The sequence below is a fragment of the Nonomuraea aridisoli genome, from assembly GCF_003236395.1.
GTDB classification, from domain to species: domain Bacteria; phylum Actinomycetota; class Actinomycetes; order Streptosporangiales; family Streptosporangiaceae; genus Nonomuraea; species Nonomuraea aridisoli.
In genome coordinates this window covers 1-13479 of the sequence record NZ_POUD01000262.1, presented here as the reverse complement: position 1 = coordinate 13479, position 13479 = coordinate 1, and the positions used below count along the sequence as shown (strand labels likewise).

General features: G+C 74.5%; 12 protein-coding genes. 5 read left to right on the top strand and 7 right to left on the bottom strand.

Translation table 11 applies throughout. The features are described 5' to 3' along the window. Nucleotides 1-1705, top strand: a 1705-nt coding sequence (locus C1J01_RS38790; protein WP_220040308.1) for a hypothetical protein, incomplete at its 5' end; no start/stop codon positions are given. Between the two features lies 1 nt (nt 1706). Here the strand turns inward: C1J01_RS38790 and C1J01_RS38785 are convergent. From C1J01_RS38785 to C1J01_RS38760, 6 genes are all read right to left on the bottom strand, one after another. Then, entirely contained in the window at nt 1707-2888 is a 1182-nt protein-coding gene (locus tag C1J01_RS38785; RefSeq protein WP_111183944.1) for an aminotransferase class V-fold PLP-dependent enzyme, read from the bottom strand. After that, complete coding sequence (gene egtD / locus C1J01_RS38780; RefSeq protein ID WP_111183943.1) at nt 2885-3865, bottom strand: L-histidine N(alpha)-methyltransferase; 981 nt, start codon at nt 3863-3865, stop codon at nt 2885-2887. The genes C1J01_RS38785 and egtD overlap by 4 nt, the downstream gene beginning before the upstream one ends. Beyond that, the gene (gene egtC / locus C1J01_RS38775; protein ID WP_111183942.1) at nt 3862-4599 is read right to left on the bottom strand and encodes an ergothioneine biosynthesis protein EgtC; all 738 of its coding nucleotides are present in this window, start codon (nt 4597-4599) and stop codon (nt 3862-3864) included. Before egtC ends, egtD begins: the two co-directional genes overlap by 4 nt. 1 nt (nt 4600) lies before the next feature. Then, complete coding sequence (egtB, locus tag C1J01_RS38770) at nt 4601-5893, bottom strand: ergothioneine biosynthesis protein EgtB (protein ID WP_111183941.1); 1293 nt, start codon at nt 5891-5893, stop codon at nt 4601-4603. Continuing rightward, the gene (gene egtA / locus C1J01_RS38765) at nt 5890-7113 is read right to left on the bottom strand and encodes an ergothioneine biosynthesis glutamate--cysteine ligase EgtA (protein ID WP_111183940.1); all 1224 of its coding nucleotides are present in this window, start codon (nt 7111-7113) and stop codon (nt 5890-5892) included. Before egtA ends, egtB begins: the two co-directional genes overlap by 4 nt. Nucleotides 7114-7215: 102 nt before the next feature. After that, a complete protein-coding gene (locus C1J01_RS38760) occupies nt 7216-8097 on the bottom strand; it encodes an MBL fold metallo-hydrolase (protein WP_111183939.1) in 882 nt (293 codons plus the stop codon). Between the two features lie 101 nt (nt 8098-8198). Between C1J01_RS38760 and C1J01_RS38755 the strand changes: the two genes are divergently transcribed. After that, nucleotides 8199-8624, top strand: a complete 426-nt coding sequence (locus C1J01_RS38755) for a MarR family winged helix-turn-helix transcriptional regulator (RefSeq protein ID WP_111183938.1) — start codon at nt 8199-8201, stop codon at nt 8622-8624. Nucleotides 8625-8846: 222 nt separating this feature from the next. On the opposite strand, the gene C1J01_RS38750 is transcribed toward C1J01_RS38755, so the two are convergent. Further along, complete coding sequence (locus tag C1J01_RS38750; RefSeq protein ID WP_111183937.1) at nt 8847-10172, bottom strand: CitMHS family transporter; 1326 nt, start codon at nt 10170-10172, stop codon at nt 8847-8849. Nucleotides 10173-10277: 105 nt separating this feature from the next. On the opposite strand from C1J01_RS38750, the gene C1J01_RS38745 reads away from it, so the two are divergent. From C1J01_RS38745 to C1J01_RS38735, 3 genes are all read left to right on the top strand, one after another. Then, nucleotides 10278-11207, top strand: a complete 930-nt coding sequence (locus tag C1J01_RS38745; protein WP_111183936.1) for a LysR family transcriptional regulator — start codon at nt 10278-10280, stop codon at nt 11205-11207. 99 nt (nt 11208-11306) lie between these two features. Then, nucleotides 11307-12509, top strand: coding sequence for a CaiB/BaiF CoA transferase family protein (locus C1J01_RS38740; RefSeq protein WP_220040306.1), 1203 nt, complete (start codon nt 11307-11309; stop codon nt 12507-12509). Further along, complete coding sequence (locus C1J01_RS38735; protein ID WP_111183935.1) at nt 12499-13386, top strand: HpcH/HpaI aldolase/citrate lyase family protein; 888 nt, start codon at nt 12499-12501, stop codon at nt 13384-13386. Before C1J01_RS38740 ends, C1J01_RS38735 begins: the two co-directional genes overlap by 11 nt. Nucleotides 13387-13479 lie beyond the last annotated feature (93 nt).

The following is a 13479-nucleotide window of genomic DNA, read 5'->3' as shown; positions in this document are numbered from 1 at the left end:
GTCCCGTCCCGGCGACCCCGCGCCCCCGCGCGGGCGCCCGACCATGCGCGGCGACATGAAGGCGCGGATCAGCGCAGGCGGCGCGGCGACCGCGGGCGGCACTGCGGGCGGCACTGCGGGCGGCACTGCGGGCGGCACTGCGGGCGGCACTGCGGGCGGCACTGTGGGCGGCACTGTGGGCGGCACTGTGGGCGGCACTGTGGGCGCCCCGAGCGCGAGCGGCGGCACGGGTGCGCCGGGTGCCTCGGGGAACGGCCGGGAGGCCGGTGCGGCGGCGGAGGTGGCGCAGGCGGAGTTGCAGGCGGCGCTGGCCGGGCGGCCCCTGGTCACGGTGGACCGGTGCAGCACGGCGCTGCGTGCCGGCTACACCGGTCCGGCGCCGATCCAGGCGCTGCGTCCCGCGCTCGGCATCGGCTGCTACGCGGCGTGGGCGCCGGCCCTGCCGGGCATGGTGGTCACCGCCGAGGACCGCACCCGCACCCGTTCGGTCGCCGAGCGGAACGGCTGGCTGCGCCGCGTGCGCCACGACGCCGCCCGCCACCTGGTGGCGCTGGACCGCCCGCCCGTCATCTCCGCCTGGCACGGCGACCGCCTGCAGGAGCTGGCCACCGCGGGCGGCACGGTCGCGGCGATCGACCCCGCCGTACGGGTCGTGCTCGAAGCCCCGCACCTCCTCGACGACGTGCTGCGCGCGGCCGACGTGCCGCGCGCGGCGCGGATCCGGTGCGTGCCGGCCGAGCGGCTGGCGAGCCTGGCCGAGCTGCGCCGCGCCGTCGGCACCGAGCGGGTCGTGGTGCAGGCGGGCGGGACGTCCGGCGGGCGCGGCACCGTGGTCGTGTCGGGCGAGTGCGACATGGAGCGGGCGGTGCGGCTGCTGGGGCCGTACCGGGTGGCGGCGTACGTGGAGGGGTGGCCGTGCGCCGTCGCCGCCCTCAGCGTCCCGGACGGCGCGGGCGGCGTGCGCGTGTACGCCGACCGTCCCGCGCACGCGACGACCGGCGTCCCTGAGCTGGGCGTCGGGCCGCTGCGCGGCGCCGGCGCGGACTGGTCGCGCCCCTGGCCGGCGCCCGCCGCCGCGCTGCTCATCGAGTGCGCGGAACGCATCGCGCTGTGGGGCTGGCGGCGGTACGGCGTGGCGGGGCTGTTCGGCGTGCGCGCGCTGCTCACGCCCGGCGAGCGGGTCTACGTGACGGCGATCAAGTGGCGGCACGACGAGAGCACCGAGGTCTCGGCGGTCAACCAGCAGGTCGTCGGCCTGCCGCCGTTCGTGCTCGGGCACCTGAGCGTGATGCTGGGCGGGCGGGTGAGCTGGCTGGAGGACCCGCAGGAGTTCAACCAGCTGAGCCTGCTGCGCGCCACCCAGCCCGGCGGGCCCTTCACCGTCAAGGTGCGGCTGAGCGCCGACGGCCCGGTGCGCGTCGTCACCTCGCGCGGGTCCGGCGTCTACCGGCTGGACGACCTCGGCCGGCTGTGCTGGGTCCGCGCGGGGGCGCACCCGTCCGACGCCGCGTCGGACCGGGGCGAGTTCCTGCTGGCCAACCTGCCGGCACCGGACGTGGTGTGCCATCCCGGCGCCGACGTCGCCACCGTCGAGGGCGTCACGGACGGAGGCACCCGGCCGTTCCACGGCCCCGCCTGCGCCTCGCCGTTCACCCGCCGCATAGCGGCGGCCCTGCACAAACGCTTCCTCCCGGCAGGCCCGTGAGTCAGGAGGCGGCCAGGACGCGTGCCAGACGGTGGAAGGTCTCCTCCGGCGTGCCGGGCGGCGGCGAGACGCGCAGGACGGGTCCGCGCAGGTGCAGCGGCGCCCGCGCGTGCGGGACGACGGAGACCAGGAGCGAGGCCTCGGCGGCGCGGGCGGCGGCGCGCACGGGCGTGTCGCCGGGCGGTGGCCGGAGGGTGACCAGCGCGGACGGCTCGTCCAGCGGCTCGGCCACCCGCCATCCTCCGGCCCCGTCAAGCAGCCCGCGCGCGAGCCGGCCGAGGCCGGCGAGGTGGGCGTGCACGGCGTGCGGCCCGAGCGCGTGATGCTCGCGCGCGGCGACCCCGAGCCCGGCCCGCGCCGCGATCGCCCCTTCCGAGGTCTCGTAACGCGCCGCCCCGGGCACCGGGATCACGCCGTCGGCCGCCGGTGCGGCGTCCGCCCAGTGGTGGCCGCCGAGGGTCGGGGTGGCGGCGTCCATGGCGGGGGTCGGGCCGGGCACGACGAGGAAGCCGACGCCGCGCGGGCCGGCCAGCCACTTGCGGGACGTGCCCACGTACGCGGTGGCGCGCGTGCCGCTCACGTCCACGTGGCCCAGCGACTGGCAGACGTCCAGGACGAGCGGGATCCCGGACGCCCGGCACAGCGCGCCGATCTCCCCGGCCGGCTGGACGACGCCGCTGTGGGAGCCGATGTGCGAGACGACCACCAGGTCCAGGTCCGGGTGCAGCGCCTCGGGAGCGATGCGGCCGTCGCCGTCCACGGGCAGGTCGAGGAGGTGCCAGCCGTTCCTGGCGGCCAGGCGGCGCAGCAGCATCACCGTGCCGCCGTACTCGGTGCGGGCGTGGCCGACGCGGCTGCCCGGGGCGAGCCGCCATCCGCCGAGCAGCGCCGCCATCGCGGCCGTCCCGCTCTCCAGGAACGCCACGTCGGCGGGGGCGGCGTCGACCAGCGCCGCCAGCGCGGCCCGGCCGTCGGCGAGGTCGGGCACGGCCGTGTACCCGCCGCGTTCGCGCTCACGCCGCAGCTGCGCCACGACGGCGTCCAGCACCCGGTCGCTGGGCACGTTGCAGCCGGCCGCGTCGAGGTGCCCGGCCGGCATCACCCCGCGCGCCGCCCGCCATGCCGCTCCCACGTCGGCCGGCGCCGGCTCCCTCGTGCGTGCCGGCGGGTTGCGGACGGTCATCGGCCGGCGAGCAGGAGGGTGAAGTCGCCGTCCGGGTCCGTGTAGTGGCGGCGGACCCGGAAGCCGGCGTCCTCGAGTTCGGCGCGCAGCCCCTCCGGACGGAACTTGGCGCTGATCTCCGTACGCGTCTCCTCCCCTTCGGCGAACTCCACCACGAGCCCGAGCGCGTCGATCCGCACCCGCATGTCCCGGGTCGCCCGCAGCCGCATCTCGATCCACTCGTGGTGCTCGTCGTAGCGGGCCACGTGGGTGAACGCCTCCGGCTCGAAGTCCGCCCGCAGCTCCCGGTTGATCACCCGGAGCACGTTCCGGTTGAACTCGGCCGTCACCCCCTCGGCGTCGTCGTACGCCGCGACCAGCCGCGCCGGGTTCTTCACCAGGTCGGCGCCGAGCAGGAACGTCTCCCCCGGCCGCAGCGCGGCCCGCAGCTCCTTGAGGAAGACGGCGCGAACGTCCGGCTCCAGGTTGCCGATGGTGCCGCCGAGGAAGGCCACCATGCGCCGGCCGTTCTGCGGCAGCAGCGACAGGTGCCGTTCGAAGTCGGCGCACACCGCCCGGACGTCCAGCCCGGGGTACTGGACGGACAGCCGCCGGGCCGCCGACTCCAGCGTGACGGCGTCCACGTCGACGGGGGTGTAGCCGCGCAGCGGGCCGGCGCCCTTGATGGCCTCCAGCAGCAGCACGGTCTTCTCGCTGGTCCCGGAGCCGAGCTCGACGAGCGTGTCGGCGCCGCCGGCGCGGGCGATCTCACGAGACCGTTCCCGCAGGATGGCGAGCTCGCGCCGGGTCGGGTAGTACTCGGGCAGCCGGGTGATGCGGGAGAACAGCGCGCTGCCGGTCTCGTCGTAGAACCATTTGGGCGGCAGCCACTTCGGTGACGACGTCAGGCCCACGGTGACGTCGTGTTCGAGTGCCTGGCGCAGGTAGTCGCGGTCGAGGTGGTTGATCACGTGGACGGGCGAATGGCTCACGGTCATGAGACCTCCCGGTTGGTGAGGGGCTGGACGCGGACGCCGGAGGCGCCGGCGGTCAGCAGGCTCCGCTCGGGCACGGCCTGCCAGCCCGGCAGGTCGTCGAGCGGTTCACTGGACACCACGACGCCGTCGTCCAGCCGGCGGTGGAAGAGCGTGTCGCCCCAGACGGTGGCGGCGATGGAGGCGCCGTCGCAGGCGAGCAGGTTCAGGCGGGCGCCGGGGTCCTTCTCCCCGGCCCGTACGACGACCTCGGCCAGCGCGTCGGCGAGCCCGGCGCCGGCGCGCCCGCGCAGGAACACGGCGGCGGCGACCCAGGCGGCGTCGCACGCGCTCTCGGCCCGGTCGGGCAGGTCGTCGGCGAGGTCGCGCAGCGCGTCCCTGCTGACGCGGCCGTTGTGGCTGAGCAGCCAGCCGCCGTCGGCGAACGGGGCGGTGGCGCTCTCCTCGATCGGCATGCCGACCGTGGCCGAGCGCACGGCGGCCAGCAGGCAGCCCGAGCGGGCCACCTCGGCGAGCGCGGGCAGGTTGGCGTCGGTCCAGATGGGCACGGAACGGCGGTAGCGGACCGGTTCGGGACGCGCGGGGTCGTACCAGCCCATGCCGAAGCCGTCGGCGTTGACCATGCCGAAGCGCTGCCTGCGGGGCGCGTACGACTGGCGCAGCAGGCCGTGCTCCGGCTCGTTGATGAGCCAGGCCAGCGGGCGGGGCGCGCCCAGCCAGGCGGCGTGCCGGCACACCTCAGACCAACTCCGAGCGGGCGCACCGGAACCCGGTGAAGATCTGCCGGCGGATCGGATAGTCCCAGTTCCGGAACGTCGTCCGCACCGCCGCCGGGTCGGCCGCCCACGAGCCGCCGCGCAGCACGCGGTACTCCTGGCCGAAGAACACCTCGCTGTACTCCTTGTACGGGAAGCTGCGGAACCCCGGGTACGGCTGGAACCAGGAGCCGGTCCACTCCCACACGTCCCCCACCATCTGCTCGGCCCCGTACGCGCTGGCCCCGTCCGGGTAGGCCCCCAGCGGCGCGGGACGGGCGGCGCGGTGGCCCAGGTTCGCCAGCGACGGCCCCGGGTCGGCCTCCCCCCACGGGTAGCGGCGGGCCCGCCGCTCGGACGGGTCCCAGCCGCAGGCCTTCTCCCACTCGGCCTCGGTGGGCAGCCGTTTGCCCGCCCAGCGGGCGTAGGCGTCGGCCTCGTACCAGCAGACGTGCTGGACGGGCTCGTCCATCGGGACGGGCTCGGTGCGGCCGAAGCGGGTGCGCCACCAGGAGCGGCCGTCGTTCTCCCAGAACAGCGGGCCCTTCGCGCCGGTGTTCTGCCGCCACCGCCAGCCCTCGGGGGTCCACCAGCGCGGGTCGTCGTAGCCGCCGTCCTCGATGAACGCCGCGTAGGCGCGGTTGCCGACGGGCAGCCGGTCGATCCAGTAGCCGGGCAGGTCCACCCAGTGGGCGGGGCGCTCGTTGTCGTAGGCCCACGGCAGCGTGTCGGTGCCCATGAGGAACCCGCCGGCGGGCACGTACACCTCCTCGGGGCCCGCGTCGCGGCCCGGCGGCAGGGCGGCGTCGCGGACCAGGCCCGGCTGGCCGGACAGCTGCAGCGTGGCGAGCATGGTCTCGTCGTGCTGGTGCTCGTGCTGGATCACCAGGCCGAACACGAAGCCGTCGCGGTGCAGCGGCGAGGCGTTCTCGAGGTCGATCCGGTCGAGCACGTCGAGCACGCGCCCGCGCACGCCCTCGATGTAGCGGCGGGCCTCGGCGGGGCCGAGGAAGGGCAGGCTGGGGCGGTCCTTGCGCGGTGTCTTGAACGCGTCGTAGATGTCGTCGATCTCGGGACGCACCGGGTCGATCCCGGCCGCCTCGCGCAGCACCCACAGCTCCTCGTAGTTGCCGACGTGGGCGAGGTCCCACACCAGGGGCGACATCAGCGGGGAGTGCTGGCGTACGAGCAGCTCGTCGTCGGCCTCGGTGTAGGCCAGCGACCGCTCGCGCACGGCGATGAGCTCGGCGGCGATGCGTTCCTTGAAGTCGTTCATTGTTGCCCTTCGTCGTTGAGCCAGGCCGGGACGGGCCGTCCCGGCGTCGGGTCGATCAGGTCGTGAGCCGGGGAGCGGCCCGCCGCCACGTACCGGTCGGCGAACGCGGCCACCGCGCCCGCCAGGCCGGGGCCCGCGCCGATGCGCGGCATGGCCTCCAGCGCCGCGCGGAAGCACGCCTCGGCGGCCCGGCGCAGGCGGGGATCGGACAGGCCGCACCGCGCCGCCGTCTCCCACGCCGTACGGCACTCCTCCGCGGCGGCCATCGCGGCGTCGGCGGCCCGGTCGTCGGTGACGAGGGCGTGACTCACCGCCACGCACACCGGCCAGGCGTCCGGCCGCTGGGCGTCGAGGTAGCGGATCTCCAGCCAGCCGCGCGGCCGGACCGGCGGGAAGAGGGTGGTGGCGTGGTAGGCCAGGTCGTCGGCGGTGGGCGGGCGCTCGCCGCCGCCCGCCAGCCAGTCGCGGAACGTGGAGCCGTCGCGTACCGGACGGCATCCGCCGTCGCCGTCGCGCACCAGCATGAGGCGGGCGTCCAGCAGGTACCGCGCCCAGGCGGCGGCCGGGTCGGCGTCATGAGGCACGGGCGCGGTCCTGGTGGGATCGAGGCCGGCCCAGACGGCCTGGCGTCCTGACATCCAGCCGCACGGCCGGCCGCCGCTCAGCGGTGAGTTGGCGAACGCGGCCAGCAGCACGGGCCCGAGCGCGTGCGCGCGCTCCCACCGGACCTCCGGCCGCTCCCCGAGGTCCAGGTTGACCTGGATGGACGCGGTCGAGCACATCATCAGCGCCCCGTACGGCCGGCCGAGGAACTCGGCCATCGCGTCGTAGCGCGGCAGCCGGAGCTGGCGGCGGGCGGGACGCACGGGATCGAGGCCGACGCCGCCCAGCGCCAGCCCCTCCGCGCGCAACGCGGCCCGCACGGCCGCCACGTCACCGGACAGGCGCTCCAGCGTGCCGGCGAGCGGCCCGGCCGGCCCGGACAGTTCGAGCTGGCCGCCCGGCTCGAACGTCACCCTGCTCCCTCCCGCCAGCCGGGGCAGCGCCCCCTCGACCCTGGCCGACGGCACCTGCCGGGTGGGGTCCGTACGGTCGAACACGAGAAACTCCAGCTCGACCCCCACCCGGTCGCCCGCGGCAGGACGGAGGCAGCGGCGCGCGAAGTCCGCCACCTCCGAGACGCCCCTGAGCGGCGCGCTCTCGGCGGTAAGCCCGATCATGGCTGTCCCTTCGCCTGGCACATCGGGAGTACAGATCCGCGAGCCGCGCGAACGTTACAGACGAATTTGGCGAATCAGGCAAAATCCGGATATTTCGGCTTATCAGGCGTCCAGCGGCCGCCACGCGGGGCCTGCCCCGTCGCGGCTCACCCGGCCGAAGACCACGTCGGCGAGGTGGACGCCGAACCCGATCGTGCCCGGCTCCGACAGCTCGTCGGCCAGCCGGCGGCGGCGCGCGGCACTGCGGGCGCGGTCGTGGTCGTTGCCGGCGGACCATTCGGGGTGGTCGAACTGGATCGGCGAGTGCACGGTGTCGCCGAAGGCGATCAGCCGCCTCCCGCCGCCGGTGATGACGTACTCCGCGTGGCCGGGGGTGTGACCGCCGGTGACCCGGACCCGTACGCCGGGGAAGACCTCCTGCCCGTCCGCCACCGTGCGCACGCGCGGCGCCAGCGCGGCGACGATCTCCTCGGTGGTGCCGTGGGCCTCCAGCACCTCCCGCTGGGCCCATTCCTGCTCGGCCACCAGGTACTCGGCGTGGGCGAGGGCGGGCCGGTCGCCGCCCGGGGCGGGATGCCAGGCCCAGCCGAGGTGGTCGACGTGCAGGTGGGAGAAGGCCACCGCCTCGATCGTCTCGGGTCCACGGCCGAGCGCGGCCAGACCGTCCAGCAGCGCGCCCCCGCGGATGGGGCCGCGCGGGGTGCCGGGATCGGGCGGCAGCGACCGCGGCCCGAAGCCGGCGTCGATGAGCAGCGCGCGCTCGCCGTGCTCCACCAGCAGGCCGCCGAGGCTCGCCACCAGATGGCCGGAGTCGTCCAGGTACTCCGGATGGGCGGCCCAGACCGCGTCGGTGGTGTCGGGGAGCCAGCCGCGCGGCGGCAGCCGCACCACCCCGTCGGGCACGAAGGACACTTTCGTCTCCCCCAGCCGCACCGAGCGGATGCCCGCCGGCCGCCGCAGCCGTTCCCCGTGGTCGTTCGTCATGGTGTCCTCCCCAGTCAGGTCGAGGACGCCACCATAAGGTTCAAGCTAGAAACATTCAAGCTAGAAATATTCTGGCTTGATGGACTTGCTACGATGGGCGCATGACGACGTCCGAATCCCGGGCCACCGCCGAACGCGAGCTGTGCGGCCTGGTGAACGGGCTGGCCCAGCAGATCGCCGACCACGTACGCGACCGTGCCGTCGCCCTGGGCCTCACCCCGGCCCAGGCGACCGCACTGCGGGAGCTGACCGGGCCGATGACCATGCGCGAGCTCGCCGAACGCATGAGCTGTGAGCCCTCCAACGCCACCTTCGTCGTCGACAAGCTGGAGAAACTGGGCCTGATCGAGCGCCATCCGCACCCCACCGACCGCCGCGCCCGGCACCTCGTCCTCACCGAGGCCGGCACCGCCCTGCGCGAACGCCTCCTCGCCCTCCTCACCCAGGAGTCCCCCCTGGCCGGCCTCTCCCCCGACCAGCAGCGCGTCCTCCACGACCTGCTGGAACAGGCCGTCGTCCGCCGCTGAGAGACACGGCGCCGGTCCGTAGGCGCTAGCACGTGAAAGGGCCGTCCGCGAGCCCTTGCACGAGCCCGTAGTAGCGTCCCCCGGCACGCATGCCGAACGCGCCGGTGACGTCCTCGCCATTACGCAGCACGCGCACGTCTCGGGCCGGCCGTACGGGGGAGGACGACCTCGACGAGCGCCTGACCTCCAGAGACCAGGTCGGCGTACTTCATGGCGGGCTCCTCAGAACGAGATGGCGCCGGTCACCAGCACGACCGCGGTCATGACCAGGGTGGTGGCGAACGCCCAGCCGAAGATGAAGCGCTGGTGTCGGCCGAGTTGCACGCCGCTCATCCCGACGAGGATGAACGTCGCGGCGGTGAGCGGGCTCAGCGGGAATCCGGTGGTCATCTGGCCGAGGATGGCGGCCCTGGCCACCTCGGCCGGCTCGATGCCGAGGCCGCTCGCCGTCTGCGCCAGCACGGGCAGCACGCCGAAGTAGTACGCGTCGGGGGTGAAGACCAGGCTGAGCGGCATGCCGGTGATCGCCACGAGCAGCGGCAGGTGGCCGCCGAAGGAGTCGGGGATGACGCCGACGAACGCGGCGGCCATCTGGTCGATCATCTTGGTGCCGGTGAGGATGCCGGTGAAGACGCCGGCCGCGAAGATCATCGTGGTGACGAGGACCACGCTCTTGGCGTGCTCGTCGAGCAGCGCCTGCTGCTTCTCCCAGGTGGGGAGGTTGACCACGGCGGCGATCGCGAAGCCCACCACGAACAGCACGGGCAGCGGCATCAGCTGCAGTACGAGCGCGACCAGCAGCAGGACGGTGAGGACGAGGTTGAAGGCGGTCAGGACCGGACCCTTGCGCTCGGGCGCGAGCGGCGTGCCGGGCCCGTCGCCGCGCACCGGCTCGGGCTCGGGCTCGGGCTCGGGCTCGGCGGACAGGGTGACGGTGCCCAGCCGGCGCCGCTCCCGCAGCCCGATGAGGTACGACGCCACCAGCACCCAGGCGATGCCCGCGGCCATGGCGGGCAGGATCGGCGTGAACAGCTGGGAGCTGTCGAGCTTCAGCACCGCCATCGCGCGGGCGGTGGGTCCGCCCCAGGGCACCATGTTCATCACGCCCGCGCCCAGGCAGACGACGCCGGTGAGCACCAGCGGGCTCATGCCGAGCCGCTTGTAGACCGGCAGCAGGGCCGAGACGGTGATGAGGAAGGTGGAGGCGCCGTCACCGTCGAGGGCCACGCACATGGTGAGGACCGCCGTGCCGACGGCGATGCGCAGCGGGTCGTCCTTGGCCAGGCGCAGGATGCCACGGATCAGCGGATCGAACAACCCCGTGTCGATCATCAGGCTGAAGTACAGGACCGCGAAGGCGATCATGATTCCGGTGGGCGCGACCTTGCCGAGCCCTTCGAGGATCATCGGGCCCATACCGGCGGCGAATCCGCCCGCGAGCGCCGTGACCACGGGGACCAGCACGAGCGCGGTGAGGACCGAGACGCGCCTGGTCATGGTGAGCACCAGGAACAGGCCGATGGTGAGGAAGCCGAGGAACGCGATCATCGGGCTCCTTTCGCGGGAGGTTACGGAGAAGTTTCCGAGCACCGACGTTTCACGTCCACCATCAAAAGTGGATTTATCCATGCATCATGCGCAAAAGTAGGAACCATGGACGCCAGCCTCCGGCAGCTCGCCGCGTACGTCGCCGTCGCCAAGGCCGCGAGCTTCACCGCCGCGGCGGCGCAGCTCCAGGTCTCGCAGTCCACGCTCAGCCGCGCCGTGTCCGACCTGGAACGCGTGCTCGGCGCCCGCCTGCTGGAGCGCGACACCCGCAACGTGCAGCTCACCGCGGCGGGCCAGGAGACGCTGCGGGTCGCCGAGGAGATCGTCGACTCCCACCGGTCGGGGATGAAGCAGCTGCGGCGCTTCCTGCTCGGCGAGTCGGGCGTGGTCGCCATGGCCACGCTTCCGTCGGTGGCGGCCGTGCTGCTGCCGCGCCTGATCTCCGCCTTCCGGCGGCAGCGGCCCGCCGTGAGCGTCCGCATCATGGACGGCCTGGAGAGGGCCGTGCTCGGCCGGGTGCTGAACGGTGACGCCGACTTCGCCGTCACCACCGTCGGCGCGGCCTCCGACCGCCTCGACCAGCGCCCGCTGATCCGCGACCGCTTCCGCGCCGTGCTCCCGGCGGGCCATCCGCTGGCCCGCCGCGACGAGGTCGCCTGGGAGGACCTCGCCGGCGAGCCGTTCCTGGCCGTCGGGCCGGAGTCCAGCGTGCGCAGGCTCACCGACGCGGCCTTCGAGCAGGCGGGGGCCGAGGTGCGGCCCGCGGCGGAGGCGAGCAACGTGGCGACGGTCGGTGGCCTGGTCGCGGCGGGGCTCGGCGTGTCGGCGATGCCCGCCCTCGTGCTGCCCTTGCTGGGCCCTGGGCACGTCGTGCACCGGGAGCTCGTCGGTCCCGTCGTCGAACGGCGGCTGGACGTCGTGGTGCGGGCCCGGCAGGCGCTGCCTCCGGCCGCCGCCGCGTTCCTCGACCTGCTGGACGAAGCCCGCACCGAGGGGCGCGAGGTGCCGGCCGGCGCGGCGTGGATCGCCGACTGATGCGTTGAGCGCATGAATATATCCGTCCGCGGTGCTGGACCCGCATTGCTGAGCCTGGGCACGATGGACTTCCGGCGAACGGGACGAAGGAGTTCATGCGTGGCCTCTGAACAGCGCGGTCAGCTGCGCGGGTTGAAGGTGGTGGAGTTCGCGCACGTGGTCGCGGGGCCGCTGGCCGGCTCCATGCTCGCCGACCAGGGGGCCGACGTGGTCCACGTGGAGCCGCCCGGCGCCGGCGACGCGGCCCGCGCGATGGGGCCGACGCGCGACGGCGTACCGCTGTGGTTCAAGGTCGCGGGCCGCAACAAGCGCTCCGTCACCCTGAACCTGCACGAGCCCGACGGACGCCGGATCGCCCACCGGCTGGTGGCCTGGGCCGACGTCGTGATCGTGACGCTGCGCGCCGGCCGTCTGCGGGCCTGGGAGCTGGACTGGCAGGCCGTGCACCGGATCAACCCCCAGGCCGTCCTGCTGCAGATCTCCGGGTTCGGCGCGACCTCGTCGCAGGCCGACGCACCGGGCTTCGGCAAGGTCGGCGAGGCCAGGAGCGGGGTGGTGCACCTGACCGGGTTCCCGGACGGGCCGCCGGTGCACACCGGCTTCTCCCACGGCGACGCGGTGACCGGGCTGATGGGCGCCTACGCCGTTCTGGCGGCCCTGCACCGCAAGGCCCACGACCCCTCCTTCGACGGCGAGTGGATCGACCTGGCCCTCTTCGAGCCCCTGTTCCGGCTCGTCGAGTGGCAGGTCATCACCCACGACCAGCTCGGGGTCGTGCCCGGCAGGTCGGGCAACCAGTTGGCCGTCGCCCCCGCCGCGGTCATCAACACGTACCTGTCCGGCGACGGCGACTGGATCACCGTCACCTCCGCGACTCTCCGTTCCGTGCTGAACGTCGTCCGCCTGCTCGGGCTGCCCGACGAGGAGTACGCCACCACGGCGCAGCAGCTCGCCGGGCGCGAACGGCTGGACGAGGGGCTGCGCGAGTGGGTCGCCGCCCGGGGCACCGACGAGTGCCTGCGCGCGTTCGCCGACGCCGAGGTGGTCGCCTCGCGCGTCTTCACCGCGGCGGACATCGCCGCCGACCCCGTCTACGCCGAGCGCGGCGACATCGTCACCGTCGACGACCCCGATCTCGGCCCGGTCCGGATGCAGGCCGCGCTCCCGCACTTCCACCAGGTGCCCGGCCAGGTCTGGCGCACCGGTCCCGCGCTCGGGCAGGACAACGCCCTCGTCTACCGCGACTGGCTCGGCCTCGGCGCCGGGGAGCTCGCCGACCTGGAGAAGCGCGGTGTCATCTGAACGGCCTCGGCTGCGGTCCCTGCTCTTCGTCCCCGGCACCAGGATCGACTGGCTGGCCAAGGCTCGGGCGGCCGGCGCCGACGCGGCCATCCTCGACCTCGAGGACGCCGTCCCACCGGCCGGGAAGGCGGCCGCCTGCGCCCGGGTGGCCGAGGCCGTCGGCCGAGCGACGGACGACATGGCGGTCTTCGTCCGGATCAACCCGCTCGACGGCTGGGCGGGCGCCGAGGAACTGCGGGCCGTCGCCCATCCTCGCCTGGCCGGGGTGATCCTGCCCAAGGTGAACGGCCCCGCCGACGTGCGCCTGGCCGACCGGCTGCTGAGCTGGTGCGAGCGTGAGCTCGGGCTGCCCGCCGGGCACATCGCCCTGGTGCCGCTGCTGGAGAGCGCGACCGCCCTGCGGGAGGCGTACACGATCGCCCGGGCCGCGCCGCGCGTCGCCTACATCGGGGCGGTCACCGGCAAGGGAGGCGACGTCGAACGGGCGATCGGCTACCGCTGGAGCCCCGAGGGCACCGAGACCCTGGCGTTGCGCTCGCGCGTCCTGCTGGACGTGCGCGCCGCGGGTGTGCCGTGCCCCGTCGCCGGCCTGTGGACCAGCGTCGCCGACCTGGACGGGCTGCGCGCCTTCGCCGAGCAGAACCGTGCGCTCGGCTACGAGGGCATGATGGCCATCCACCCCTCGCACGTCCCCGTGATCAACGAGGTGTTCTCCCCCGGCGCGGAGGAACTGGCCCGTTGCCGGCGGATGATCGCCGCGGTGGAGGAGGCTCAGGCGCGCGGCGCCGGAGCGATCACCTTCGAGGGCGACATGGTGGACGAGGCCATGGCGGCCCGGGCCCGGGCCGTCCTGCGCGACGCGACTCCTGAACGATGACACGGGGCTGCGCCGATCCCGGTGTCAGCCGTTGGTGAGGCGGCCGGAGCGGCGGCCGCGGAAGGCGGAGAGCAGGCGGGTGCGGGTTTCGGG

What these genes read in the sequence shown, in the direction of transcription:
- C1J01_RS38785 (WP_111183944.1), bottom strand. Translation starts at nt 2,888, where the DNA reads ATGACCGTCCGCAACCCGCCGGCACGCACGAGGGAGCCGGCGCCGGCC.
- egtD (WP_111183943.1), bottom strand. Translation starts at nt 3,865, where the DNA reads ATGACCGTGAGCCATTCGCCCGTCCACGTGATCAACCACCTCGACCGC.
- egtB (WP_111183941.1), bottom strand. Translation starts at nt 5,893, where the DNA reads ATGAACGACTTCAAGGAACGCATCGCCGCCGAGCTCATCGCCGTGCGC.
- egtA (WP_111183940.1), bottom strand. Translation starts at nt 7,113, where the DNA reads ATGATCGGGCTTACCGCCGAGAGCGCGCCGCTCAGGGGCGTCTCGGAG.
- C1J01_RS38760 (WP_111183939.1), bottom strand. Translation starts at nt 8,097, where the DNA reads ATGACGAACGACCACGGGGAACGGCTGCGGCGGCCGGCGGGCATCCGC.
- C1J01_RS38755 (WP_111183938.1), top strand. Translation starts at nt 8,199, where the DNA reads ATGACGACGTCCGAATCCCGGGCCACCGCCGAACGCGAGCTGTGCGGC.
- C1J01_RS38750 (WP_111183937.1), bottom strand. Translation starts at nt 10,172, where the DNA reads ATGATCGCGTTCCTCGGCTTCCTCACCATCGGCCTGTTCCTGGTGCTC.
- C1J01_RS38745 (WP_111183936.1), top strand. Translation starts at nt 10,278, where the DNA reads ATGGACGCCAGCCTCCGGCAGCTCGCCGCGTACGTCGCCGTCGCCAAG.